Genomic DNA, 26,645 nt, shown 5'->3' with positions numbered 1-26,645 from the left:
TGGAAAAAGAAAAAAAGCTAACCTCGAAGGTCAACTAAATGACGATCGGGTTAGCTTATTTTTTTGAGAACTATCCTTCGACTAAATCTACCGCGCTTGCATTCGCTACCACTTGCTCCGGATTCTTGCAGCCCGGAATAACAGCTGTCACCGCAGGGTGCTTCAAGCACCAAGCTAACGCCCATTGTGCCATATCAACGCCCTCAGGCACCTCGTCCCGCTTAATACGCGCTACCTCTTCGAGCTTGCGTCTAACCATGTCCGCATCATGACGGTGGCGTACGTCCGTAGCATCGAATACAGCACCTGGCTTGTATTTGCCACTCAGATAACCACTCGCTAACGGAACACGTGCGAGCACGCCCAGATCCTGCTCTTGGCACGACGGGAAGACCCGATTCTCTGGTGTACGATCGAGACGATTATACACGACTTGAATCGCTTGGGAATTGACTTGCGAGGAAGCCGCCGTCTGGTGCAGGTTATCATTGCTGCCGATGGATGTACCTAAATGTCTGATTTTGCCCGCTTGGATCTGCTTATCGAGTACCGTCCACAGCGCATCGTTATCGAATGCTGTATCCGGTCCGGAGTGGAATTGATAGAGATCAATATACTCCGTCTGCAAAGCCTTAAGCGATGCGTCGAGCTGCTTCACAACATCATCCGCACCATATGTATCCGTGCGCGTGAAGCGTTCGTGGAAATGGTGCCCGAACTTCGTCGCGATTACCCAATCCTCACGATTTCGGCGCGCGATATAATTCCCAATGAACTGCTCCGAGAGATGATCTCCATAGCATTCTGCTGTATCAATTAGATTGATGCCTAATTCTTTTCCTTTATCAAGGATCGCATCCACTTCATCTTGTGTGAACTGCTGCCCCCACTCACCGCCGAACTGCCAAGTCCCAAGACCGACCACGGATATATTCAACTCTGTCTTGCCTAATCTGCGATATTTCACTACGATCGCTCCTTTATTTCATTATGTAGTCTAGATATATTTCAAGCATACACTTCTCCGAACGATTATGCCACCGACAATGATTAAGCTAGCGTAAGATCCATATTCACAGAAAGTAGAGAACTTATCCGTTTCGAAAACAACATCAAAAAATATATTGACTTTCTTTTTTATCGCAACTATACTAAGTACATAGAAATTATTAAGTAACAAACAAAAATATATTAACGAGTCGAAAGGAATTGAAACAACATGACTAAAACATTATTCCAAGCTATTGAAGACAGACGTTCCGTATACGGTATTTCGAAAGAAGCTGTTGTATCCGATGCTCGCATTCAAGAAATCGTTGAGTTTGCTGTCAAACATACACCATCTTCGTTCAACTCCCAAAGCGCACGTGTTGTTGTACTCTTAAACGAACAGCATAATAAACTGTGGGATATCACGAAAGAAACGCTTCGCAAAATCGTTCCTGCTGATCAATTCGAGCCAACAGCACAGAAAATGGAAGCTTTCCGCAGCGGTTATGGTACGGTATTGTATTTCGAAGACAACACGGTCATCGAAGGACTTCAAAGCAATTTTGCAGCGTATGCAGACCGTTTCCCTACATGGGCTCAACAATCGAACGGTATGCTTCAACTTGTGATCTGGACAGCACTTGAAGAAGAAGGCTTCGGCGCAACGCTTCAACACTACAACCCATTGATCGATGAGCAAGTGCAGCAAGAATGGAACATTCCTGCGAGCTGGCAATTGGTTGCTCAAATGCCATTCGGTAAGCCAGTAGGCGAAGTGGGCGAGAAACAATTCCAACCTCTTGACGCTCGCGTGAAAGTATTCAACTAATCCATCATAGGAAAGCCGACCGGGGCCTGCATCAGCAGTGTCCAAGGTCGGCTTTTTAGATTCTACTACTACCTATTCAATAATTTTCGATGCGATCGCAGCTAAGTCTTTGATGTCAATGACATTGTCGCCATTGATATCCATCTTCTTCACCTGTGCCCAATCTGGACTGGATGATGTTTTGCCGTAATGAGCCGCCACCATCGCCAAATCTCCGATACTAACCTTGCCATCGCCATTCACATCACCCGGCTTCGTCGTGATAACCGATGCTTTGAATGTGTCCAGCGCCTGCTGCAAGGCTTGAATTGCCGCAGCCACTTGGTCCACGGTTGCACTTGCGTTATTCGCGACCGCTTGAGCCGCTTTAATGGCCGTTAGTAATTTCGCCTTCGAACCTGCTGGGTACTGACCGATTTGCGTACCTTCTACGGCCGCATCGTAAGCCGCTTGCGCCGTACGAATCAGGTTATTCAGCTCTGTTTTATCACTTGGAGCTGGGTTCACTTGGATGGCCAACGAGGACACGGCAATGTTTGATTCCGCTCCCACATGGTCCGCCAATGTTGCATTGCTAATCGATATCGTTCCTTCCGTCATTTGCGATACTTTTTTCGCTTTGAAGGTCAACTCCAGCAATTGCTTATCTCCAGTAATCGCGTGACCCGGACCTTCACTCGCCAGAATGAACCGCAGCTTGCCTGGGGTATCTTTGCCCGTCTGAAGAAGATTCACTCCATCTTCCAAAGACTTCGCCGACACGAATTCCATCACGTTTGCATCATAATTCATCCCTAAATCTTGGGCATACACGCTCTGCGTGACATTTTCGACGCCAAGCTGCAGCTTGAACTCTCTATCACCTTGAACCGTATCGTCACCGCCGAGAACAGCTGTAGGTTCCTTCGGAATCGCGGTTGAAGTAACAATGAATTCACGCACAATGACCCAATATTCCTGCGTTCCCGTCACACGAATGCGAACGAATCTTGCCTTCTGATTATCCAGCGGAACGCTGATCTCCGACTTCTCCTCTAACGTCGCAAGCTGTGTCCAGTTGGCTCCATCGACCGAATATTCCAGCACACCGTGATGGACATAGTCGTTCACGCTGCCGCTCTTGCTCATTAATACCTGAACTTTGGACACCTTGCGCACCTCATTCAGATCCACCCCAATGACATCATTGATTGCCGGGGAATTGTTGCTCCAGAAGTACGTATTCAGATTGCCATCGAGCATTTTGGCTGGGCTATTCGTCTGATAGGTACCCATCGTCGTAATCGGGAACGGTGTGGATGTGCCTACACCTAGCCATGTATCGTTTTCGCGAATCGCACGAGATAAATAATCTTCGAAGACCTGGTTCGCTTTGGCCTTTGTAATCGCATTGATCTGCGTTCTTACATTGTTCAGCGCCGTACGATGCTCAGCCGACTGCTGCTTGTTGTTCCGTTTCTGAGACAACAGCATTTGCGTCGCTTCTACGCCCGCTTGACCGTACAGCTCATATTTGTCCAGATAGAACTTCGTTTCGTCGATGAAATCCGGGTTGTTCAGGCCGCTGCGGAGTGTAGCAGGTGCTTGCTGCAGCTTCGTAAATTCTGCAATTAGCTGGTTCGCTGCATTGGTAATGCTTCCTCCCCCAATAAAGACCGTCCATAAATTATCGATTTGCGGCTTAATCGTTAATGATTCTTTCGCATTGAGCGGAGAGGAATAATTGTTCTCTGCGAAAATGCGGAGTGCGTCAGCAACCTCACCACCGAAGCGTTTCAAGCTCAGCTGCCACGCTGTCTCTGGATTATACGCCGCTGGATTCCACAAATAATCGGCAATTGTGAAAATCGCAATTTTGGACGCTTCTGCTTCATTCATTGGATTCGTCGTTAGACCAATAATGCCATGATCAGCAAGCTCTGCATCCCGATTGTAGAGCGGGCCTAAGTACAACCGATCCCGTGCATAATCATTTACCGGGAAGTTATCCCAGATCAACAGATCATGCTTATAAATTGCATTCGCCTTATCCGCATCGGATGCCGAAATGCCCGCTGGAACAACAGCCGATCCTGTCCATTGGACGATAATGCTCGGATCCACCAAGGCAGCAAATCGGTTAATATAAGCAGTCGCCGTAATATTCGCATAATCCGTTGGGACGGTAATCAGACGATGAGCACCTGCGTGCTTATCAATGAATTCCGTCTTGAATCGATTGAGCAGAAAGGCTTGCGCAGCAGCTACAGGATTCGTGTCGCTGTTGAATTTAGTCCTGTCGGCATTACAACGTAATGTCTTATCGATATCGTCCAAGAAAATCGCGAACGAGCGAACACCAACATCCCACATCGCTTGCGCTTTGGTCGTCAGTGCCCCAAAATCTGCATCATCGGAGAAGCAGACGCTATTTCCTGGCGAGATGGCAAAGACAAGTTCCACATGATTCTCCTTCGATCGCTGAACGAGCTCGGCAATTTCTGCTAACTTCGCAGCCGGATAGGCTTCACGCCATTTATCCCGGTGATAAGGATCATCTTTGGGCGCATAAATGTACATATTCATTTTTTGCTGGCCATAGAAATCGATTTGGCGAAGACGATCTTGATGGGACCACGGGTCGCCATAGAATCCTTCAATCGAACCACGCCAAGCCATTTTCGGCCAATCGCGAATGGTTACGGACGGAATGCGATAAGCGCCGTCCTTCGCTGTAATCAGCTGACGAAGCGTCTGTGCCGCATAGAAGGTGCCTAGCGTTGTCTTCCCGGCGAGCACGATTTTTGGCTTGCCTGATGCATCCGTGCCGGAAGCCAGGACATACCCCTCATCCTTCAAATCATCCGGTCCCGCAGCCCCAAGAGATTGCAGAGCAGCCGTTGTCGCTTGATTCTCCGAAGGTCCTCCAACCCATACATTGACGGGTGAATTCGGAACCGCAGAATCCTGGACACGATTGATATTCTGCACGCCAGCCTTCCGCAGTATCTCTTCGACGCTCTGGACCGTAGCCGGGTCCGATGTACTGCCTGTTACGATACCCACCTCAGACGGAATGACGAATCCATCCCCTGTCGATTGAATGGATTGCGGTATGGGCGAAATTTCAGGCAATTGGGATGCTTCTGCGGCGGAAACCTTTGAGCCTTGCATCGTAAACATCGGTATGGCAAGTGCGAGTGCAAGCACGAAAGAAATCGAACGAGACCTGGTCTTCTTATTCTTATTTGACTTCGCATTGTTCATGAACAGAGCACCTCTCTATCAATTCATTGTGTCATGCCATCATGATCGATCTATGATGAGCTATTCTTCCCCCTTTCCACGTCACGAAAAACGCAAAAAGCACGAACCAAAGAGTGACCTCTTTAAGCTCGTGCCCGGCTTCATCCGGTTACACGCTTGGACAGGCGTATTTCGTTATCGATATGTAGATACCCACTTCTCGATCGAAATCTTAAGACCAAGACCATGTACCGAAATATGTAACGCTTACAGTCTTCAATGTTAAAGTAATCAAGATTTGAAATCATTTCAATACATTCGACAAAGGTTCTTATGGATCAACATCTTATCTGCTTTTTCACGTGCAAATCAGAATTTATTCCGCTGCAACCTCGAACGGCCATCGCGTTAATTCCACGTTCATCGTCTCGCCCAAATAAATCATGTCATACTCGCCTGGGGGAAGTTCGATATGCTCGAACGTCAATACCCCATCCGGCTGCTGTATCGTATTCGTCAAGATCGAAGCGATCGGTTCGATTTGGCGAACTTCATTCGGCACAGCCCCTCTTGGGAATATACCAAACGCATCCTTATTGAGTGAACCTGTATAACTGACTCGAATCGCCTCTCCGACGAGGTAACTGCGCTTATCTAGCTGCATGGTTGGGTTGCTGAGTGTCAGATCCGGATCCGTCTCAGGATCAATCATAGGGATTTGTGGCGGTAGTGAAATGCTGTACTCTGCTTCGCTAACCCATGCTCCATTCGCAAAATCCCTACCTCTGAGCAGCACCCTGTCATCATAAACTTCCACGTAGTATCCCTGCGAACCATCCTTATGCTCATCCTCATCCGTCCATAGGTAGGCCGTCGATGGAACGTTGAACAATGTCGCATATTTGGCATGATACATCGTATCCTTAGCGCCTAGCTCCCAATGGGTATGTCCCGTGAACAGGATGGATTGCGGATACTTCGATAGAATCGTCTTCAACTCGCGATCCTGCCGAATGCCATGCCAACCAAATCGCGTCTGTGCACCTGCGACCGTGTTCATCATCGGTTCATGCACGAAAATGAAGATCGGCTTATCCGTTACCGCATTCTCCGCTATTTTCTGTTCGAACCAAGCAAGCTGCTCTTCGGATAGATAGGCACAATCTTTCAAGGGCTTTTCTGTCCCTAGGAAAATAAAATGATAACCCTTAATCCAGAAATCATAATACAGCTGTTCGATTCCCGTTGCTTCTCTAAAACTCGCCATCCGTTCCTCAAAATCAGCCCACCGAACGTCGTGATTTCCCGTTGTAAAATACATCGGCGGTAAACCTTCTTTGTTGCGATCCCAAATCTCTGCCATTGTCTTAAATTGACCGGGTAGACCACGATCAGTCACATCGCCCACATGCATAATGCCGTCACTATCCGGTGCTGTCTTCCGTATATCCTTGAGCGCTCGATCGAAGTTAATAGAATAGATATCGTTCGGATCCTCAGCAACATGCGTGTCAGAAATCACTTGAAAATGAATGTTCGGTTTCATCCTAATCCTCTCTCCTCCTAAATGCTCATCCGTATATCTCACCATAGGTGAGCGGCATTATGGCTCATGCCTCCATTTTATACCAATGGGACAATCATGATAACCCATAAACACGACATTGGATGAAGAAAGTTTTTGTAGCAAATCGAAGGTTTTGTCGAATATAGTCAAATGCGAAAAAATCCCCTCCGGCCAACAGCATGAAGTCTACTTCACTGTCAACCATAAGGGGATTCTCTTGTCCGCTTCGGACGATTTCATGACTTATAAATTAGCATCAAGCGAAGAATCTTCCTGTGGGATCGTTGCCGTATGTGTCATATGCGGGCTTGTTGGCTTTTCGCCTAACGTTTGTTGATCCACTTCTAATATCCAGCTTTTTATCGCTTGACTGATCTCGGCAGCGGCTTTGGTTGGGAGCTGATGCTTCTCTTGCTGCAACATCAGCAATTTCCATTGCCGAAGATGATGCTGCAATATTTTACGGTAACGGTTATAGCCTTTGTCTTTTGCCCCATATAGCAATAAGACAGGAGAGCTGATCATCACAAGCTGATTCGTGCAGTTGTAGTTCAGAGCGGATCGGTAATACTCATGAATATTCTGCATGTTGCCTCTTTCTGAATCCTGTAGCAGGTGACGAAATGTATGGACCTGGTCGGAATTCCCCCACGCAATCCCCCACATCAACAGACGAAACGTCGGCCGCCATGCAGATAGTCCCATCGCGAGCTTAATCCGGCTTCGGAGTACAATATCGCTGACCTCGGACATCGCGCTAATCAAGATGCCGCCTGCAAAACGATCCGGATAATCAAGCATGGCTTTTAATGCAACGCCTCCTCCGGTCGAGTACCCGGATACATAAGCTTGATGGATCTGCAGGTGGTCTAGCAATCGGACGATATCCTGGACAATTAATTCGTAAGTGACCGGCACGGGGGACGCGTGACTTCTGCCATGTCCTCGAATATCGAAGGTGATAATCTGAAATTGATCGGACAAATACGCTTGCTGGTATTTGAAATTCGCGCTAGTCAACAGCGGGGGATGGATAAATACGATCGGTATGCCTTGTCCGGATACTTCGTAATATAGCATGGTGCCGTTAATGTTCTGAAGAGGCATCTCGTAATAGCTCCTTTAGGCAACAGAATGAACGATTCTGATATATTATGCGTTATGACGGATTGGAAAATTCTTATATGCCATCGATATTTACATCAACCTGTTTGCCTGTTCGTCTTGATTCATAGATAGTTCTCATCGATCGCAATAGAAAAAAAGAATCTCGCCAATTGCGACGAGATTCCCGCATATCCATCTTACTTACCGAATCACCTGCGCCAGCTCCGTGAAAATCACACCTAGCGCATAGGCTCCCGCATCCGGGTACCCGATACTGCGTTCACCCACCGTACCCGCTCTTCCCATCCGAGCCACGATCGTCTCGGTGTTCTTCGCGCCTTGGACCGCGGCTTCGGCCGCTTTTACAGTTGCGGTCTTAAAATCCTCGCCCTGTCTCGTGCTCTCCTGCCAGGATTCTGCATACGGAACGAGTGCATCGATTAAAGTCTTATCGCCCACGACAGCGCCGCGTCCGAATGATCTTGCTCCCGTGTCTTGAATACCTTTAACGACGGCCGCCATCATGTCCGCGAACGCTTCAATGGACAAGGTCTGCTTGTCGCCCACCTGTCTACTTGCTGCCCGGAAGGCCGATCCCCAGATCGGACCGGATGCGCCGCCACAATGCTCCATAATGATGAGCGAGCATGCATCCAAGAAGCTTCCAATACTACCGCTGCTATACGCCAGAATATCCTTCCACTCCGTCTTCAGCTGCTTGAACCCTTTGGCAACACTCATCCCAAAATCTCCGTCACCTGCATGGGCATCCAACTCGCAGAAAGGGACCTCATTTTCAATAATGATCTCACTCATCTGATCGATGAGATACACCATGTTCTGGAGCGAGAGTTGGTTATGTGTCATCGTCGCCCAAGCTGGGTCGCTCTCGTTCTTATAAGATACGCGGGTTTCTGCTGCATCTGGTCGATGCACAACTTCTGTGTACTCCACGGCTTCAAACGGCTCATGTACGCTTAACACCGGTGTATCGCATGGTGCCGATAGCCACTGCTTCAGCGTTGCATCGAGCTTCATCAGGGTCACCGATGCGCCTGCCATATCGATACTCGTCATATAATTGCCGACAAAACCTTTGAAGATCTTAACACCCTTCGCCGTCAATTCACGTGTCACCGAATTATTGAGCAGATACAATTCTTGAAGCGGCGTAGCACCGAACCCATTAATGAGCACCGCCACTTCCTGCTCGGCTCCCTCACCCATTTGCAAATTCGCAAGCAATGCCGTCACCATGCGATGCGCCAGCTCATCCGCAGTGATAATGCGCTCGCGACGGATCCCCGGTTCACCATGAATGCCCACGCCGTACTCCATTTCCCCCTCTTCGAGTTGGAAGGTCGGGGTGCCTTTTGCCGGAACGGTACAAGAGGTATATGCAAACCCAATACTGCGAACGTTATCGATCGCATGCTGTGCCGCTTCTTTCACTTCCTGCAAAGATAAGCCCGCTTCCGCCACAGCTCCTGCAACTTTATGAACCAGAACGGTTCCTGCAACCCCTCTTCTTCCCACCGTATAGAGGCTATCTTCGACTGCGATATCATCATCGACTTTGACATAATCAACTTGAATCCCATCTTCACCCGCAAGATGCGCAGCATTTTTGAAATTCATAATATCGCCGCTGTAATTTTTAATGATTAGCAGCGTCCCTTTGCTGCTCGCCGAGTTACGAATCGCTTGATAGACCTGAATCTGCGAAGGCGAAGCGAACACGTCACCGCATACCGCGACATCGAGCATCCCTTTCCCGACGAATCCAGCATGCGCGGGTTCATGTCCACTGCCTCCGCCACTGATTAAGGTGACCTTCTCACGATTCGGAGATTTCTTCGAGATGATTTTATACTTGCTGTCAAAAGCAAGATTCGGATGCGCAAGCACAAGTCCGTTACACATTTCCCGAACAAGCGTCTCGGGTTGGTTAATGATTTTCTTCATGTTATTCGCCTCGATTCCGTTTGTATTCACGTCCAATCTGATCGGCAACTCGAATCGCCGCCGCCACCGCTTCCACCGTAATCGGGAATGGCATCGAATGAATGGATTCTTCTGCAATACATGCTTTCTCGGCCAGCTGCAACAATTCCTGCTGCGTCACCTCGTCTACGCCGATGTCAGCTAAACAAATCGGTAAACCTATAGAAGCACAGAACGCGAGCACTTCATCGATTTCCGCTTGATCCGCATTTTCCAGCACCAATTGCGCAAGCGTACTGAAGGCAACTTTTTCCCCGTGGTAGTAGTGATGCGTTCCTTCGAGCATCGTTAATCCGTTATGAATGGCATGGGCTGCCGCCAACCCGCCGCTCTCGAACCCGAGTCCCGACAACAGAATGTTCGTCTCAATAATATTCTCAAGGGCCGTCGTAACGACGTTCTGATCACAGGATAGTTTGGCTTTCACACCATCTTCTAATAACGTCTCGTAGCATAATTTTGCAAGAGCCAATGCTGTCTTCGTTCCTTTTGCTTCGCTGCATGCCCCTTCACGAACGCCGCATGGCAAGCCCGCATTCACGTTCGAATAGGACTTCGCCGTTGCTCTGGCTTCAAAATAGGTCGACAGCGCATCCCCCATTCCCGCCACAAGAAATCTTGTCGGCGCGTTCGCGATCACCGTCGTATCGATCATGACCACGCTAGGGCTTTGCTTGAAATACGCATAGTCATCGAATGCGCCTTCTGGTGTATAGAGCACGGCCGAATGACTCGTCGGCGCATCGGTCGCTGCAATGGTCGGTACGATGATCAACGCTTCTCCTTCGGCAACGCATTTCGCCGTATCAATCGCTTTTCCCCCGCCTAATCCGATCGTACAAGAACATTGATGTTCCTTCGCCAAAGCTTGCAGACGTGCCACTTCTTGTCTCGAACACTCGCCTTGGAAATCGCTTTCAACGAGCGTGATGTCATATTGTTGACTTGTAAAAGCAAGCTTATCTTTCACACGCGCTACATCATCAGGGTGGGCAATCAATAAGGCAGATTCTCCAAATGTCCGTACAAAATAACCAAGGTTCCGAAGCTCATCTTCCCCTTGAACATATTTGGTTGGGCTAATAAACGCTCTTCTCATAACGAATTCCTCCCTAGTTGAATATAGCTCTATTATAGGCTTGTCCCGCAGGAGATACATGGTAAGATCCTCGCGAATTCAAGCGTTTTCAGATCGAATTATTTTGTCATTCTCCTGTAAAATAGTAGAATCATGTCCTAGTGCCCCCAAAATCACGTATAATAGAGGCAAATCAGAATACGATGAATGCGGTGAAAATACGATGATGGTAAAATCACGTTATGATCTTGAACGAATAATAGATATGGACAAATGGCATAAACTGCAGGACTCACTCTCCCTCGTCACCAAAATGGCGATCATCACGGTCGATTACAAAGGGGTTCCCGTGACCAAGCACAGCTATTGTCAATCGTTCTGTCAGGGGGTACGACAAGATCCCTTCCTCGCGCAATATTGTCAGAAATGCGATGCACGCGGCGGCTTGGAAGCTGTTCGACTGAACAAACCTTATATTTATCGCTGCCATTTCGATATTCTGGACATTGCGATTCCGATTATTATCGATAACCAATATATTGGTGCAATCATGGCGGGTCAGATCAAGCTTCGTGACGAAGACGCCCCCCTGCTGGAGAGAATTGTATCCCGTCCATCAAATGCGGAGACGAACAACAAATTCCGACACCTGAAGGAAGACTATCTCGCTCTGCCCGTATTGTCTTACGAAGAAGTAACGACAATAGCGGACATGCTGTTACACTTGTGCACGTATATCGTCGAAGAGGCGATACATAAGAATGCAACGATCGATATGTACAAGAAAGCACTATCGCTCGAAGCGGATCCCTCTCTCGATGCGATGAACACGTCGGAACGCACGTATCGAAATATTCAGGCTATTCAGCATGAACTATCCAGCGCACTAATTGAGACTAAAGTCAGACAATCCGTTGCTCAAACCTTCCATGCCTCTAATCCTGCGCTTCAACCAGCATTTGATTACATCTATGCCCATAAGAATGAGAACTTCACGTTGCAATCAATGGCGCAGCAATGTCATATGAGCTCGAGTTATTTTAGCCGCATGTTCACCAAAGAGACAGGAGAGAATTTCTCGGTCTTTACTGCTAGACTCAAGATAGAATGGGCCAAGCAGCTCTTGGAGACATCCGACCTCGCCGTGAATCAAATTAGCGATGAGCTCGGCTTCTGCGATGCGGGTTATTTTATCAAAACCTTCAAGAAGTTCGAGAACTTAACGCCTGCCGTATACCGTACGGTATACACGAACAAGACAACGGAGTGACATACTTCTCGTCTGCAGCACATCCCATAAGCCCAAGCTTGGTCGGACCGTGGTTCACAAAAAGGGCAGCCTGAAAATCAGGCTACCCTTTTTGCTATGTCGCTAGTGTTAATACTGATTTGCCTCAATACGAAGATCCAACGCAGCACCTATTCTACTATACACATAGATTTTCTAATCTCCACGAATTCCAATCGCAATTTATTCTTCAAAATGCTGTACTAACTTCTTGTAATGGTTAACCGCACGAATCACAGCGCGTAATAGTCTGCTAGATGCTGCTCATCGTCTTCTCATGCTGCAGCAGCCAATCCTTGCGCGACAATCCACCACCATAACCGCCCAAATCGCCATTCGAATTAATGACACGGTGGCATGGAATCACGATTGCTAGCTGATTCGCCCCGTTCGCTTGAGCCACAGCACGGAAAGCCGTCGGTCTGCCAAGTGTTACCGCAATATCCGAATAGGAACGTGTCTCCCCGGGCGGAATCTTCACTAATTGATCCCACACACTTTTTTGAAACGGAGATCCGAGTAAATGAAGCGGCGTCTTGAACCCCTTCAGCTTACCGTCAAAGTACTGCGTCAACTCCTGTTCAATCGATTGAATCGGCTTCGTAGTGCCCGGAATAATCGCCGATTTCGTCCGTAGTCGAAGACGCTCCACCTCCCGCTCTAAACCCCGCCGATCTACAAATTCTAATAAATATAGCGCATGCTCATCCGCAATCGCGACCATTGGGCCGAGCTTCGTATCGATCCAAGTAGCTCTAAGCACTTTGCTGTCATCGAGCATCGTAGGCGCTGCACCCATAATGCGTGAGAACGCATCTCTAAACCCACTGCTGGATTCATAACCCGATGCTAATTGGGTATCAATGACCTTATGCCCTGCTTTAATGTTCTTAAATGCAAGTCCCATGCGGCGGGCGCGTGCATATTCGATAAAGGTCATGCCGAAGCGCTTCTTGAATTGTCGACGCGCGGTCGATTCATCCATGGACAGATCTCTAAAGTCTTGGGTCTTCCAACGTTTCTCCGGGTTCTGCTCCACCGCTTCTACGAGCTGACGAACAACATCGGAGACTTGATTCGGATGGGATAAGGGACGACAGCGTTGACAAGGCCGAAACGATGCCAGGAGCGCCTCCTTCGCAGTCTCATAAAACTCGCAATTCTCAAACTTCGGTTTCCGAGCGTGACAAGTCGGACGACAGAATACCCCAGTGGACTTGACACCTACATAAAATACACCTTCGTATTCTGAATTTTTCTCGATTAATGCTTGATAATATTCGCCATACCGTGCAGTAGGAATCATTGCAGCACTCCCTAATATGTGTTGTTGTCCTTATTATAGCCATAACCGGGCCGGGCCGTAACCGAAAATCAGGCATTCATTTTTTTGTCTTGTACGCCTATAACAAGTCGCCAAAAAATCCCCGCCAACCTTCAAAGGTCGACGGGGATTTAGCAATTGTCTTTTCAAATGATGATTTTGCTTATCTTGCTTCATTACTTACAATCTTCTTGCTTACGATCACCATGATAACCGCCAAGACTAGAAAATACACCGGCATCACGATGAGAGAACCATTATGCAAATAGCTCATTCCGGTCGTTATAAGACTGACGATCAGATAATAACCCAATCCAAAAATAGCACCTGCTGTTCCCAGTACGTCACTGTACTGCACCAATGCCAAACTCAAGCAATTCGGAATCGCCATACCAATCCCTAACAGGAGGATAAAGATGCAGGCGGTGATAAGCCACATATGGATAGCAGATGGGCTTATTCCGGACAGCACAAGTCCTGTTAGACAGACGGCTCCTACCGTCGTCACCATGGAACCGATCAGAATGATATGCGTCGCCGAGAAATTGGTTAACATGCTTCGGGACAGCATCGCACCGATGATCGAAGATAACGCTACGAATATACCTAGAAACCCAAACACACCCGGTTTAATATGGAAATATTCAATAAAAATAAACGGTGCTTCGGCGTAATAGCTGAACAGGATCCCATTCGTCGCACCGATGAGGAAACCAAATCCCCATATTCTACGATCCTTCACTAGACGACTAGCTACCGAAAGTATACTGATCTTAGTAACTGTGGTCGATACTCTTGTCTCAGACAGCGAAAAGAACGTATACATCAAGATACCAACACTCATCACCACAAGGGTCAGGAACACCGCCCTAAAACCAAGGGATTGATCGACCCATCCACCAATGAGCGGACCGATCGCCGGCGTGAATGCAAGCGCTGCAGAGATTTGTGCAAATACCGCATGACGCTTCGCTCCATCGATGCTCTCGCGCAGAATAGTCTGTGTCACAACAGAACCCGTACTTGCACCAAAAGCTTGAATAAAGCGGCTGATCAATAACCATTCAACGGAACCGGATAGATAACACCCCAAGCTCCCCACGCCATAGACAACAATGCCCCATAGCATGGCTGGACGTCGTCCGATGGCATCAGATAGCCTTCCCCAGCAAAAAACACCAAAAGCAAAACCTAGAAAATAAATGCTAAGCGTCAGCTGAATCATGTTGCTGCTAGCGTGGAGATGATTCGCGATATCCGGTAATGAAGGTGTATAGATCGTTTCGCTAATTTGCGGGAAACCCACAAGAATAATAAATAAGAACAAAGACCGTGTTGAGATTTTTCTTTCCACTGGCAAATACCCCCTATAATTTTCGAAAATCTCAAAAACGACTAAGGGTTGTTAGGGAATCGGGGGTTTGCATTTCGTCAATCTAGCAAATGAGAGCATCTTATTTTCACCTTTACAATTCTCATATAGGGGGGGATATCTATCAAGCATTATAGCAATAATTTCAAAAGCGCACAAAAAGGCCCGGACCATCAACTCTAAAACAAAAGGGGCTGTCCCTCGGCCATTTCATGGCTTTTGAGACTGCCCCTTACATTAATGATTATTGACTAATCGAACCTGTTGGATATAACGTCGTACCCCCTATTGAAACTTTGATATTGCTGGATAATGGAACGTTCGTTTCATCAATCACGGTTCTCCACCAATCCCACGCAAGACCTGTACATTCTTTGACGTGAATTTTGATGTTCTTGGCATTAGGAGGAAGTGGAATCTCTGTCGAGAAATGTGCTGTTTTATCTCGACCATTTCCTGCCCATGTTTTGTGCGTAATGACTTCTTGTCCATTTGCATCAAATGTAAATTCATCCCAAGATACGTCAAACTGAGCTACATATGCACCGCTGTGATCAAGTGTAATTTTACCTCTAGTATATTCTGTCGTTTTGGTCTCAATATATTCCGTATTGTTGTGAACAGCAGCAAGGGAATTGTCTTTCAAGAATACACTCGTATACGAAATGGGGTAAGCTGGATTCTTACTGCTAAATTGTGCATTGTCCTTAATTACATTTTGGATGACACTAAAGTCTTTCGTGACGATCTGGTTATGTGTTTGTGCATCGCCGCCTAATACAACAGCTGTAAATGAACTTTCATCATAAATATCTTTGTACTGTCCACTACCACTAACTTGAATGTTAGGATTATTGAGCAATGCTTTAAATGCCGTCTGTACATCACTGCTCTTCGAGGTTGTCTCCAATTTCACATAAATGGTTCTTCCATAAGCTACGTTGGATACCATCAGTGGCGGAGACTCATTACTTACCCCTTTACGGGCTAATTCAGCAAACGTCACACTATTATCAAAAAGGTCCGATGGATTGTTAGGAAGCGTTGCACTTACCGTATAAAAGATTTGCTTATAAGCAGCGACCATCACTTTTTTCTCGCCGCTTGCTACTGCGTTAAAGTCGATTCCGAGCGTATTGTTAAGGTATTGCGCGTTCACATTAAGTGCACTGGCAATTTGATTTTTGCTGTACACCATCGATTCTGCATACTGTAATCTTGCAGGCAGTGTATGTGTGTTCGAGTACTTGTCAACCCAAGTCGACACGAGCTGATCAACGGCACCAGAGACACTGCTGAAATTTGGATTTTGAACCGTAATTGTATTTTCACTCTTCAACCCAGGCAGATCAATGCTAATATCTAATGGTTTTCTCGCTGCCATAACCAGACTAGGCTGATTATTCGCAAAATCCTCATTGGCAAGCTGTATTGCACCTGGATATGTGCGATTCGTGATCGAATCAATAATGGAAATATCTACGGGTGAGGTTGCGAGTGATTTTTTATCCCGCTCAACCACGATAAATTTGCCATTGGACTGGGTACCTTCTTTGGGAACAAAACTACTGATTTGATCGCCATTTACGGCCAAAACTTCATTACGATTGTAATTTAGGCCTGCGATCCCAGTATCAATATCATTAGACATGTACGCTTCAGCGAATGAAATACTGGAGAAAGTGAATACGCTTACACTAACTAACAGACTACATAACCATTTCGCTCTATTAACACGTTTTTGAGTTTTCATACCTATTCCCCTCCTATATTTATATTGTATAGCAGTAGGATCCTACACTATATATCGGTTTTTTGGTAGAAAAGTTGATGCATTTGTAGCAAAAATATATCACGAGGGTTACATTTTGTTTCACTCACGCTTCATATTCATGTGAAAAAGCCAGATCCATTAAGGGACCTGGCTTCCATTTGTCGGTACAAGCGATGTCTACCAAATGCTTACGCGGTCCTCAGGGGCCACGTATTGCGCATCCTTAGCCGTTACGCCATACGTTTTGTAGAATTCTTCAAAGTTCGAAATCGTACGGTTAACACGAACCTTATTCGCGGAGTGCGTATCAATCGTTGTCAAATACGCAGCGATTTCCTTGGTCATCGTAGAACGCCAGATCGTTGCATATCCTTCGAAGTAGGCTTTATAATCCGGATTCGTAAGCTGAGAAGTCACTTGAAGGGATGTCGCCATGCCGCCAATATCCGCAATATTCTCACTTACCGTTAATTGACCGTTATTGTAAGCGCCAGGTACAACTTCAATGTGATCGTAGAATTTAATCACTTCTTCACACTTCGCTTGGAACTTCTTATAGTCTTCTTCCGTCCACCAATTCACCGCATTGCCATTCTCATCATAAGCAGCGCCTAAATTGTCGAAGGCATGACTGATTTCATGCGCAATGACCATTCCAATCGCACCCAAATTCGCTTCAGGTTTCGCTTTAATATCATAGAAAGGCGCTTGCAGAATACCTGCCGGGAACACGATTTCGTTATTCATTGGGTTATAGTAGGCATTTACATCATATACAGCCATAATCCATGCGCTCTTATCGACAGCTTTGCCGAGAGATGCTTTCATCATCGTGCTGTATGCTTTGGTAATGGCAACCGTGTTGGAGAACAGGGAACCACCATTGTCAGCCGTCTTAATCGAGACTGGATCTAACGCATTGCTCCATTGATCCGGGTAACCGATCTTAACGGTCATTTTCTTCAGCTTCTGAATCGCTTTGGTCTTCGTCGTCTCCGACATCCAATCTAGCGTTTGAATACGTTTCTCGTACGTCGCGATAAACTGTCCTACCATCTTCTCAACATCTTGCTTCGCTTCCTTCGTGAAATATCGCTTCACGAATTCTTGTCCAAGGTAGTCGCTCATCATAGCTTTTGTTGTACTTACTGCAATTTGCTCGTTGGTTTTCTCACCTACAACACCATATAGATCCGCGCTGAATTGATTGCTCGCTTGGATGAAATCATCCGACAGCATACCGCCTGTCTTCATGAGGAACATGGACTTCGCGTAAGATTTCAACGTGCTAAGATTCGCCTCTGTGAGTACCTCTGCCGACTTGTTCGCAAGTCCGACATCCGTCACAATAATTTTATCGGCTTGATCCATTTGAAGATCCTTCATCATTTGCGCCATATCAACGGTTTTGAATAGGGCCAGGAACTTCTCTTTTGTGTAAGGATTGTAGAATTTGTTCACATTGCCTTGATCTTGTATATCCATCGCTGCTGCGGCCAGATCTTTCTCGAATGCGAATACAGCTTCTGCTTGTGTTTTAGCAGATTGTTCCTTCTCACCGGACAAGACAAGTAACTTCGTTAAATAGTCTATGTATACCTTCTTCGTCTTCTCATCTCCGGAGACATAACTGTTCTTGTCGAGTCCCATGCCAAGGCCGGAGAAATAGAGCGCATTAACGGAGCTGTTCTTCGCATCAGCCATCACAGCAAATGACATAAGGGGGCCCATCTCGGTCGCTTTGTTGATCTCATTATTTGCCTCGAACAATTCCTTGATCGTCGTCGCTTTATCAAGGGCTGCTAGGTAAGGTGCGATCGGCTTGATGCCTTCTTGATTACGGCTCTTCATATCGAGGGCAGATTTGTAGAAATCCGCGATTTTCTGATCTTTGGTGCCAGCTGCATTCTGCTGCTTCACCAGTTCATCGATAATGCCTTTTACTTTCTCTTCATTCGTAGTCATGAGTTCGTTAAATACGCCATTTCCCATTTCGCCCGCAGGAATCTTCGAAGCATTCAACCATTTCTTATTAATAAATTCATAATAATCATCACGCGGATTCGTTCCATTCAACGCAAAGATCCGGTTCGCGAGGATACGCAGTTGTTCCTTCGTCACGCGGTCCGATACGCCGAGACGACCATCCGGATAACCGCTCAGGATCCCTGCTGAAGCCAGCTTAGCAATATCATTTTGTGCCCACTTCGGCACATCCGTAAAGGCTGCGGTCGTGTTCCCTACACGCAAATCATTGCCTTGCGGCGCAGGTAGATTCGAGAACGCGCGGCTAAGCATAATCAATGCCTCAATGCGGGATACCGATTGATCCAGGTTCAAGTTCCCTTTGGCGTCGCCCTTCAAAATATCCTCTTTCTTCACGCCCGGATTGTAGTCATCCGCTGCACCGAGCAGGTAATCCACGACCTCCCCACGTGTTGCATATGGTTCTGCTTCTTGCGCAAATGCCGATACCGGCACCATCAGCAGCATGCATGTGGACAGCAGGATCGCTAATCTCCTTTTCATTCCGTAAAACCTCCTATAATTTGGTATAACTTCAATGCTGTTACCTTCATGATGAATTGCAGGCCTGTCAACATCGTCAATCCTATTTATTCTCCAAGTATACCCAGCAATCCTCTTATAGATTTGGATATTTTGTGAAAAATAGGGCTTAATCGACTTTCATTCCATTCGTCAGGACTTCGAAATACCTGGTTTTGGAAGGCAGCAAAATGCACACGCTGAGTAGAATACCTAACAGAGTCATGATAATAACGCCTGTAATGACAACGAGCTGGATGGGGATCAAATCAGCCGCAACACCTACCGCAAAGGTCGTCATCATAATGAGGATCGCTTCGATAAATCCATTCACGCTGCCTACCCTGCCCATAATTTCGATAGGAATATTGTTCTGATAGAACGTAGAAAAACCGGAATTCACAAATGCAAGGCAGAACGCTAGGACGAAAAATCCAATGGCTGCTACAAGAAATGACGCCGAACTCGCGTAAATGAGATAACCCGCACATACGCCGAGCGTTCCGAATCCAATCATATACGAGGTCGCAATCTTCTTCACGACAAGCGTGTTGACGCTTGCCCCAACGATGATACCCGCTCCCGCGATACTCACCAGAACGCCGTAGTCACTTTCAGACAATTGAAGTACCACTTTGGCAAATGTCGCTTCAAGCGAATCAACAGCTGAAGCCATAACTACCATGACACTGCTGTAGAGCAAACATATAACGACAATATAGACATGACGACGGTAAAATTGAATGACGGTATGCCAGTCTTGTCTGATGATCGCCCAAGTGCCCCAGTTCTCTGAAGGTTCGGTGACGGTATCCTTCTCCAGATTCGGCATGAACATCGTAATCACGCCGGATAAGAATAACGCTGCAGCATTGATATCAATGGCAAACGTCGGCGTCCCGAGCAAAAATAACAATCCTGCAACCGCAGGACCAATCATAAACGCACCCGATCCGATAAGACTGTTCAAGGAATTAAACCGTTGTCTTTGTTCTGGAGGAATCAATTTGGTGATATACGTTGTGGACGTCGGCCCGAACAGCGATCCGGCCATGTTAATGACAAAGACAACCGAATAGATATACCAGAGCGAAGTGGACAATGGCAGCAAAAATATCAGTACAGCTCTGAATACATCCAGGAAAACCATCATTCGACGCTTATTCATTCGGTCAATTACACTGCCAGACCAAAAATTAGTGAACAACGTAGCCAAAGGCCTTAGTATATACAGTGCAGATACCGCAAGCGCGGATTGCGTAATGTCCAGGACGATTAAATTCAGTGCAATAAAATAAATCCAGGCACCTACATTTGAAATTCCGATTCCGAATAACAAGATGATCGGGTACTTCCAAGCTTCAATCCATGTCTTCCGTTTCATTCGAGCAACTCCTATCCTCGATAACAAAAAAACCATTATTACCCTTACCAAGAAAATCATGGTTCCATCTAAATTACTTGTCTATGCATGCTTTGTCAATATAAATAGACCGGAGCCCCTTGCATCGCAAGGAATCCCGGTCTTTCTTCATGATAGATGAATACTCGATTATATCATCCAACGCCCATAGGCGAACAACACACTTGTAATAAGCAAAAAGGCCTCGCCACGAATGGCAGGGCTCTTCTTGTTATCTTATCTTTTGAACATTACCGGGAAGTAATCATTGGCGAACGCTTGCCCGTTCACCGGACGAGGTCCTAGCAATCGGATATTATCGTGACGCTGAATGCCTGCACGGTAACCTGTTCCGCCCTTCATCACATGCGCAACGACGGACAGACGCGGATCATTCGTCGTGTTCGGACCTGAACCGTGGAACGTCAGTCCATGATGGAAGCTTGCTTGACCTGCTTTGAGAATACAAGGCTCTTCGACCCAGTCATGGCCTCCCGCATATTTCTGCTTCAATTGATCCATGTCTTGATTGAAGAAAGAGTTGCTATCCGGGATAAGTCCCCACTTATGGGAACCCAGGATCGTCATCATGCCGCCGTTCGTTAAATCCGTATCCTGAAGCGCGATCCACACTGTAATCATGTCAGGCGTGTCTGAGCACTGCCAATAGGCATAATCTTGGTGCCAGCCTACGTTACCGGACGCCGTAACCTTGTCCCCAATACCCGGCTTGTAAATAACTTGGTCGTGCCATAGACGAATTTCATTCGCTTCAAGCAAGTCAGCGCAAAGCTCTCCAATGAAAGGATCTGTAACGACCTTGTGTACCTCGTCATTAATCCACCAGCCGTTATCAAATTTCCGTAACGCATCAGGATTGTCGCTGAGATAGAGTGGATGCATAGGCTCCCCATCGCCGTCATACTGCCCAGCCCAAATCCGTTCATGCGCCTCGCGCAGACGTTTGATTTGCTCATCGTCGATCAGCTTCGGACTGATCCAGTACCCGTCCCGATTAAACGTTTCCTTATCCTCTGCCGTAATTGTATACTGACGTTCTGCTTGTAAAGTCAATGAATTCTCCTCCTCCAATGTGATTAACATCATATTAACCGCTCATGACATCATTTGACGTTCACAGGATTACAAAGTAGGATGAGAAACAAATGAACATACACAGAAACATCATCGAAGGAGAGGATACGCTTGCCTCGTTGGGCCTACAATATCGAAATCAATCCCCCTATCCCGTTGGTACCTGAATTCGTCATGTTCGGAAGTGATGAAATTCGTAAAGCGCTGCCGCTCTTCGAGCATGAGCACCCAGGATGTTACGAATTCGTCCTCATTGAGCGTGGAAAAGCCAGTTGGGAACTGGGGGACTGCATATATGAGACGCAAGCTGGTGACGTATTCCATACACGCCCGGGAGAGAAGCATCGTGGTGGCTTCGACGTGATCGAGCCTTGCAAATTCTGGTGGTTCATTGTAACCGCCCCCCATCATCAAGGCTGGCTTCGACTCCCACCGGAGGAGAGCCAGATTATTGAACAATCACTCGCGCGATTGCCAAGAGTCGTTCAGGTCGGATTGAACCCTGTTGATTCGTTGAAGAGGTTCAAGAAAGCGCTGATGGATAGCAGTCCAATGCGAAGCATCGCAGTACGCCACGCACTGGTTGACTTGATGCTGACCATAACACAGCCCATTACCGGCATGCGGACCGTCGCAGATGATCTATTGTGTCAATTCGATCGGATTATCGCTAAAATCAACCAAGAACCGGAATGGCGGCCTTCCGTCGAAGAGTTGGCCGCGTCCACAGGCGTCAGCGCTTCCCATTTCTACCGTACCTTTCAGGAATATACCGGTGAGCCGCCTATCACGTTCATCGAACGGCTTCGGGTGAAGGTCGCTTGCCGCCTACTTTCCGAAACCCAAGATTCCGTTACGGAGATTACCTATCGGTTAGGTTATCAATCCAGTCAACATTTTGCTACGGTATTCAAACGTTGGGTCGGCGTGACCCCCACCCAGTGGCGGAAGAACCGCAGCGGCAGCCGGCCGCCACAAACCACCTGATGACGCCCGGCCTGACACAAACTCGCATACTACGTGCCAAAGAATAGAACATGAAAAAGATCGCCCTGCACCTTGCAAAGCAAGGGGCGAGAGCGATCTTTAAATTCACTTTGTACAACTTTTCCTCTATGACAACATCGTAGCTATTAGCAGCGTACTTTCCGGTATTTCTCCGTGCGGGCATCTTCAATGACGCCGCGCCAGTTCAATCCGAAGCCGAAATCATACACATGGCCTTCCGAATCGACATAGCAATCCATATCATGCGGAACGTCCTCGTATTGTTCCTCCACTGTCTTCATGTTCGCCGGCATCTGAAACGGCAGCAAACCGGAAGGTTCGAAAGAGCCTGTTAGGACTTCCATTATTGCCTGAAGATTCACACCAAAGTTCGTGATGATCGCATCGGCCACCGCTTCGAATTCCGCAACGATGGTCGGATTCGACTGCAACATGGACACGATGACCGGCTTGCCTTTCATCTTCTCCTTCGTTTCGAGAATAGCGTACAAATCGTGTGCATTGTGTGTTGTAACCGTTTTGCCTTTATACGTGCGATTCAACACGTCGTTTTCCCTCGGGTCGCCGGCTATGCTGCGTTCGCGGGCAAGGTCGGCGGTATACGGACGGTATTGCAGGCTGATCGGCACATAGCCATTCCCGCCTTGGTCTGCATCTTCCTGGCTGTAGCCGATGCCCGAGTTTGGATTTTTGATGAATACGAGTCCGAAGTCGGCCTCTTCCGGCGTATCGGTCACATCAAAGTAATCGGCTACGACGCTTAGATCGACGGGATACTCTAATTTCTCCGGTGTAGGCATGCCAACCCAGTTTTCCCCGGCAGGTAAATACCGCTTTGGAATGTAGACTTTCTTGCGCTCCTTGATCGGAAGGACCTGTCCCTTGTTTTTCAGGAGAACCACCGATTTCAGCTGCGCTTCATAGCCTGCGTCTACGAACTCGGCGCAGCCAACGATCTTTTGGCTTTCCTCAGGCTGTAGGTAAGGGTTCTCGAAAAGGCCTGGACGGAAAATGTTCAGGAGCAGCCTCACCGCCGATTTCTCGAAACGAGCTCTCATAAACGCCTCTCCGTGGTCTTCTACGCCCATTTGATAAGCCTCCAGCACCGGACCCGCATCGTTGTTGCCGCCGAATTGGTCGACGCCTGCCATGATCAGCTTATAATGCCGTTCCGCGACGGAAAGATGTTCGACACCCCACGACTTGCCGCTAAAAACGCTGTCTTTTCGGTCGCTTTCATCGGCCGTAATTGACCAATCGGTGCACACAACCCCATCGTAACCATATTGTTCCCGGAGCAAATCGGAAATTAAATAGCGGTTGTAAGAGTTGCCAACGTTTTCACCATTTTTCTTGTCCTGAGTGTGCGATATTGTGTAATACGGCATCACTGCAGATGCACGTCCCGTCTTGCCTTCCAGCTGGAAAGCGCCTTCGACGAACGGTATCAAATGCTCCTCGAAGTTGTTGCCAGGATATATGGCATATTTGCCGCAGCCGAAATGCGCATCTCTTCCGCCTTCACCCGAGCCCCCGCCCGGCCAATGCTTCACCATCGCATTTACGCTATCATTCCCCCAACCGTCTGTCGGTTCGTGTTCTCCTTCGGACGTCTGGAAGCCGTCTACATAAGCCCGAGCCATATCGGTGGACAATTTCGGGTCCTCTCCGAACGTGCCATTAAAACGGTGCCAGCGCGGATCGGTGGCGATATCGATTTGCGGCGACAATGCAGTCGCCATGCCGAGGGCGCGGTATTCTTTCGATGCGATTTCTCCGAATTGACGGGTGATCGCCGGATCGAAAGTAGCCGCGAGTCCGAGCGTTTCAGGCCAGAATGACACACGGGACGTCGAACCCGCACCGGCATTGAACTCGGAACTTGCGTCGAAGCCGTGACGCGGGTCGGAGCTGTTGTTCACCGGAATACCGAAGCCGCTCCCCTCTGCGACGGCCTGCAGCCGGTTGTTCCAGCGTGCCGACGATTCAGCGTTTTCTACCATCATGATCAGGAAATGACGAAGATGGGTCTGTACCAGGAATGCAAGCTGCTCGTCCGTCAAGTCCCAGGGCTTGGCGCCGCTCTCTTCATAAGTTTTACCAGCGTACGATCCTCCGAACCACCCGCCACTTCTTGCTGGAATGTTCTGATGGGTACTATACAGCATCAATCCTGCGATTTCTTCGATGGAGAGTCTGGATGCCAAATCCTTGGCACGCTCCTCAGCTGGCAGCCGCCAGTCTTCGTACGGCTTCAAGACACCGTCTTTGCTTGAGTTTTTGAAATATAAGCCGTCCTTCTCGATGATCCGAACTCCAGATGCGGTCGAATACCCCAGCGTGGGTCCATTTTCATTGCGGATATATTGAATGGTCGGCTCGTAGTGTAAAGCAGTTTCGCGGTTTGACATGAATTAATCCTACCCTTCATTTTTCAAATGTTATATCTCTTTCGACTCTAGATCGGCATTTGCATGCTGCTTCCCTGGCCCGAATGGTTCTCCGATTTCAGGGAGCGGCTTGGTCGCCAAAATGCTGGCAAGGAGACAAGTTGCGAGTGCGATGTAGAAAAATGACCATCCGCCTATCGTAAGCAGAAGCGGAGCAATCGCGGGCACAATCGATTGCGGAAGCGCATTCGCGACATTCATCAGTCCGAAGTCTTTGGCTGCGTCTTCTTTCCGCGGCAATATGCGAGCTACTAACGCCATATCCACCGCCGTGAAGCATCCGGCGCCAAGGCCAATGATGACGGTAGCGATGATGAACGCCGAGAAATCCTGCACGAATGCGAATATTAAAGTACCTATCAGCATGATGAAAGCAGAGCCGAAAAGGAAGGGTTTTTGCTTCTTGGCCTTGTCGGACAGCATACCTCCTAGCATGCTTGTCAAAGCCATAGCGACTAGTGAAATCATTTGAAGCGTTGCAACCCCCGACGTCGCCTCGACTTCGGAATAGCCCATGCGGTTCACAAGCATCACCGCTAAATATGCACTGCTACTAAACCCCATCATCAGCAGAAACTTGGACACGATGGCCCAGGTGAATTCCGGATATTTTCTCGGACTTGGATAGATGGTACCGAGCTTCTTGACGAACGGAATATGGGCTGACTTCACCCTTACAACTTTGACTTTCCCGTCCTTGATTATGAACGCACTTATGATCGGTCCAATAATGCCGATGGTCGACAGCAGAACCCATTTCGTAATCGATGAGGCGTCTGTCATGACTGTCATCAGCGCCATTCCGACCACAACCGCAATCGGTGTGACCAGTCCAAGAATGCCTGAGATGGTCCCTTGTTTCTCTACCGGCACTTGGTCGGGAATAAGCGCAGTATATGCTGCCATACCAAAGTTAAAGAAAAACTGCGCGATGGCCCATGCAACAACGACCTGCCAAACTTCTGTCGTCATGCCGATCCACAACAGACACACGCAGCCTATGAGTGGTCCGGCGATAATCCAAGTGCGTCTACGCCCAAAGGCGATATTCGTTCGGTCGCTGATCGCTCCCCCGATCGGATTGCCGATCATCGCAAAAAGTGCACCGATTCCAGCCACGAAACTAAAGGTCAACGTGTAGTTATCTGGACTAATTTCGATCATTTTGAAGGTCAACAGCAGCATTGCCGGCGTTATGAGAGCGATCATCATGCACGCGTATCCAAACATAATGCCGAAAGTCAATCTTCTAAACGGTGTTACTACGGGTCCGGAGTTTATTGTACCGTCCATGCTATAGCCTCCCAGTTCATGAGTAAACGTTTTCATATTCTTTAATCAACTGATGAAGAGTTAAGGCCTCTAACCATTCGATCTGTTAGACATCCCTCCTTAAAAAGATTACCGAGATCATTACGAGGATGGCGACTGCGAGCAGACAAAGATCCGAGCATACGCTTTGCTTTCGCCTAAAAGCCATCGGCGCAATGAGCGACGAATATTCCATTCAGCCATTTCGCTGCCTTCTCAAATCATCGTTTATTGACTATAACGCATATTAGGCGGTTTTTGTGGTACAATCAAA

Annotated in this window: 17 protein-coding genes; 3 read left to right on the top strand and 14 right to left on the bottom strand. The window is 47.7% G+C overall.

Annotated elements, in window-relative coordinates; genetic code table 11:
- Positions 1-70: 70 nt before the first annotated feature.
- Positions 71-967 (bottom strand): aldo/keto reductase, encoded by an 897-nt coding sequence (locus ACFQZR_RS02210; protein ID WP_379342469.1) that lies wholly within the window; start codon positions 965-967, stop codon positions 71-73.
- Positions 968-1,219: 252 nt separating this feature from the next.
- On the opposite strand from ACFQZR_RS02210, the gene ACFQZR_RS02205 reads away from it, so the two are divergent.
- A complete protein-coding gene (locus ACFQZR_RS02205; protein WP_379342467.1) occupies positions 1,220-1,819 on the top strand; it encodes a nitroreductase family protein in 600 nt (199 codons plus the stop codon).
- 72 nt (positions 1,820-1,891) lie between these two features.
- Here the strand turns inward: ACFQZR_RS02205 and ACFQZR_RS02200 are convergent, their stop codons facing one another.
- From ACFQZR_RS02200 to ACFQZR_RS02180, 5 genes are all read right to left on the bottom strand, one after another.
- Positions 1,892-5,065: a beta-N-acetylglucosaminidase domain-containing protein gene (locus ACFQZR_RS02200; protein ID WP_379342465.1), complete on the bottom strand. Its 3,174-nt coding sequence runs from the start codon at positions 5,063-5,065 to the stop codon at positions 1,892-1,894.
- 355 nt (positions 5,066-5,420) lie between these two features.
- Entirely contained in the window at positions 5,421-6,590 is a 1,170-nt protein-coding gene (locus tag ACFQZR_RS02195) for a metallophosphoesterase family protein (protein WP_379342463.1), read from the bottom strand.
- A 264-nt stretch (positions 6,591-6,854) separates the two neighbouring features.
- Positions 6,855-7,718, bottom strand: a complete 864-nt coding sequence (locus ACFQZR_RS02190; protein ID WP_379342461.1) for an alpha/beta fold hydrolase — start codon at positions 7,716-7,718, stop codon at positions 6,855-6,857.
- Between the two features lie 201 nt (positions 7,719-7,919).
- Entirely contained in the window at positions 7,920-9,683 is a 1,764-nt protein-coding gene (gene dhaK / locus ACFQZR_RS02185) for a dihydroxyacetone kinase subunit DhaK (RefSeq protein ID WP_379343757.1), read from the bottom strand.
- A 1-nt stretch (position 9,684) separates the two neighbouring features.
- Positions 9,685-10,821 carry a glycerol dehydrogenase gene (locus ACFQZR_RS02180; RefSeq protein ID WP_379342459.1) on the bottom strand — a complete coding sequence of 379 codons (1,137 nt, stop codon included), beginning with the start codon at positions 10,819-10,821 and terminating at the stop codon, positions 9,685-9,687.
- Between the two features lie 202 nt (positions 10,822-11,023).
- On the opposite strand from ACFQZR_RS02180, the gene ACFQZR_RS02175 reads away from it, so the two are divergent.
- A complete protein-coding gene (locus ACFQZR_RS02175; RefSeq protein WP_379342457.1) occupies positions 11,024-12,070 on the top strand; it encodes a PocR ligand-binding domain-containing protein in 1,047 nt (348 codons plus the stop codon).
- A 271-nt stretch (positions 12,071-12,341) separates the two neighbouring features.
- Here the strand turns inward: ACFQZR_RS02175 and ACFQZR_RS02170 are convergent, their stop codons facing one another.
- The 6 genes from ACFQZR_RS02170 to ACFQZR_RS02145 form a co-directional block, all read right to left on the bottom strand.
- A complete protein-coding gene (locus tag ACFQZR_RS02170) occupies positions 12,342-13,394 on the bottom strand; it encodes a bifunctional transcriptional activator/DNA repair enzyme AdaA (RefSeq protein ID WP_379342455.1) in 1,053 nt (350 codons plus the stop codon).
- Positions 13,395-13,575: 181 nt separating this feature from the next.
- Positions 13,576-14,766, bottom strand: a complete 1,191-nt coding sequence (locus tag ACFQZR_RS02165; RefSeq protein ID WP_379342453.1) for a multidrug effflux MFS transporter — start codon at positions 14,764-14,766, stop codon at positions 13,576-13,578.
- Between the two features lie 262 nt (positions 14,767-15,028).
- Positions 15,029-16,537 (bottom strand): thiol-activated cytolysin family protein, encoded by a 1,509-nt coding sequence (locus tag ACFQZR_RS02160; RefSeq protein ID WP_379342451.1) that lies wholly within the window; start codon positions 16,535-16,537, stop codon positions 15,029-15,031.
- A gap of 198 nt (positions 16,538-16,735) precedes the next feature.
- Positions 16,736-19,087: a M13-type metalloendopeptidase gene (locus ACFQZR_RS02155; protein ID WP_379342449.1), complete on the bottom strand. Its 2,352-nt coding sequence runs from the start codon at positions 19,085-19,087 to the stop codon at positions 16,736-16,738.
- Positions 19,088-19,235: 148 nt separating this feature from the next.
- On the bottom strand, positions 19,236-20,489 hold the full coding sequence (locus ACFQZR_RS02150) for an MFS transporter (RefSeq protein WP_379342447.1): 1,254 nt from the start codon (positions 20,487-20,489) through the stop codon (positions 19,236-19,238).
- Positions 20,490-20,744: 255 nt separating this feature from the next.
- Complete coding sequence (locus tag ACFQZR_RS02145) at positions 20,745-21,581, bottom strand: phytanoyl-CoA dioxygenase family protein (protein ID WP_379342445.1); 837 nt, start codon at positions 21,579-21,581, stop codon at positions 20,745-20,747.
- A gap of 132 nt (positions 21,582-21,713) precedes the next feature.
- On the opposite strand from ACFQZR_RS02145, the gene ACFQZR_RS02140 reads away from it, so the two are divergent.
- Positions 21,714-22,589: a helix-turn-helix domain-containing protein gene (locus ACFQZR_RS02140; RefSeq protein ID WP_379342443.1), complete on the top strand. Its 876-nt coding sequence runs from the start codon at positions 21,714-21,716 to the stop codon at positions 22,587-22,589.
- A gap of 146 nt (positions 22,590-22,735) precedes the next feature.
- Here ACFQZR_RS02140 and ACFQZR_RS02135 read toward each other — a convergent pair whose 3' ends face one another.
- Both ACFQZR_RS02135 and ACFQZR_RS02130 read right to left on the bottom strand, forming a co-directional pair.
- On the bottom strand, positions 22,736-25,021 hold the full coding sequence (locus ACFQZR_RS02135; RefSeq protein ID WP_379342441.1) for a glycoside hydrolase family 3 protein: 2,286 nt from the start codon (positions 25,019-25,021) through the stop codon (positions 22,736-22,738).
- 30 nt (positions 25,022-25,051) lie between these two features.
- The gene (locus tag ACFQZR_RS02130; RefSeq protein WP_379342439.1) at positions 25,052-26,353 is read right to left on the bottom strand and encodes an MFS transporter; all 1,302 of its coding nucleotides are present in this window, start codon (positions 26,351-26,353) and stop codon (positions 25,052-25,054) included.
- Between the last annotated feature and the right edge of the window lie 292 nt (positions 26,354-26,645).

Origin of the sequence: Paenibacillus sp. GCM10027629 (assembly GCF_042676425.1) — a bacterium.
GTDB lineage: Bacteria > Bacillota > Bacilli > Paenibacillales > Paenibacillaceae > Paenibacillus_K > Paenibacillus_K terrigena.
This window is presented reverse-complemented; position numbering and strand designations above follow the sequence as displayed.

Excerpts from the sequence above, each read along its gene's own strand:
- ACFQZR_RS02205 (WP_379342467.1), top strand. The coding sequence starts at position 1,220 with ATGACTAAAACATTATTCCAAGCTATTGAAGACAGACGTTCCGTATAC.
- ACFQZR_RS02200 (WP_379342465.1), bottom strand. The coding sequence starts at position 5,065 with ATGAACAATGCGAAGTCAAATAAGAATAAGAAGACCAGGTCTCGTTCG.
- ACFQZR_RS02195 (WP_379342463.1), bottom strand. The coding sequence starts at position 6,590 with ATGAAACCGAACATTCATTTTCAAGTGATTTCTGACACGCATGTTGCT.
- ACFQZR_RS02190 (WP_379342461.1), bottom strand. The coding sequence starts at position 7,718 with ATGCCTCTTCAGAACATTAACGGCACCATGCTATATTACGAAGTATCC.
- dhaK (WP_379343757.1), bottom strand. The coding sequence starts at position 9,683 with ATGAAGAAAATCATTAACCAACCCGAGACGCTTGTTCGGGAAATGTGT.
- ACFQZR_RS02180 (WP_379342459.1), bottom strand. The coding sequence starts at position 10,821 with ATGAGAAGAGCGTTTATTAGCCCAACCAAATATGTTCAAGGGGAAGAT.
- ACFQZR_RS02175 (WP_379342457.1), top strand. The coding sequence starts at position 11,024 with ATGATGGTAAAATCACGTTATGATCTTGAACGAATAATAGATATGGAC.
- ACFQZR_RS02170 (WP_379342455.1), bottom strand. The coding sequence starts at position 13,394 with ATGATTCCTACTGCACGGTATGGCGAATATTATCAAGCATTAATCGAG.
- ACFQZR_RS02160 (WP_379342451.1), bottom strand. The coding sequence starts at position 16,537 with ATGAAAACTCAAAAACGTGTTAATAGAGCGAAATGGTTATGTAGTCTG.
- ACFQZR_RS02155 (WP_379342449.1), bottom strand. The coding sequence starts at position 19,087 with ATGAAAAGGAGATTAGCGATCCTGCTGTCCACATGCATGCTGCTGATG.
- ACFQZR_RS02150 (WP_379342447.1), bottom strand. The coding sequence starts at position 20,489 with ATGAAACGGAAGACATGGATTGAAGCTTGGAAGTACCCGATCATCTTG.
- ACFQZR_RS02135 (WP_379342441.1), bottom strand. The coding sequence starts at position 25,021 with ATGTCAAACCGCGAAACTGCTTTACACTACGAGCCGACCATTCAATAT.
- ACFQZR_RS02130 (WP_379342439.1), bottom strand. The coding sequence starts at position 26,353 with ATGGACGGTACAATAAACTCCGGACCCGTAGTAACACCGTTTAGAAGA.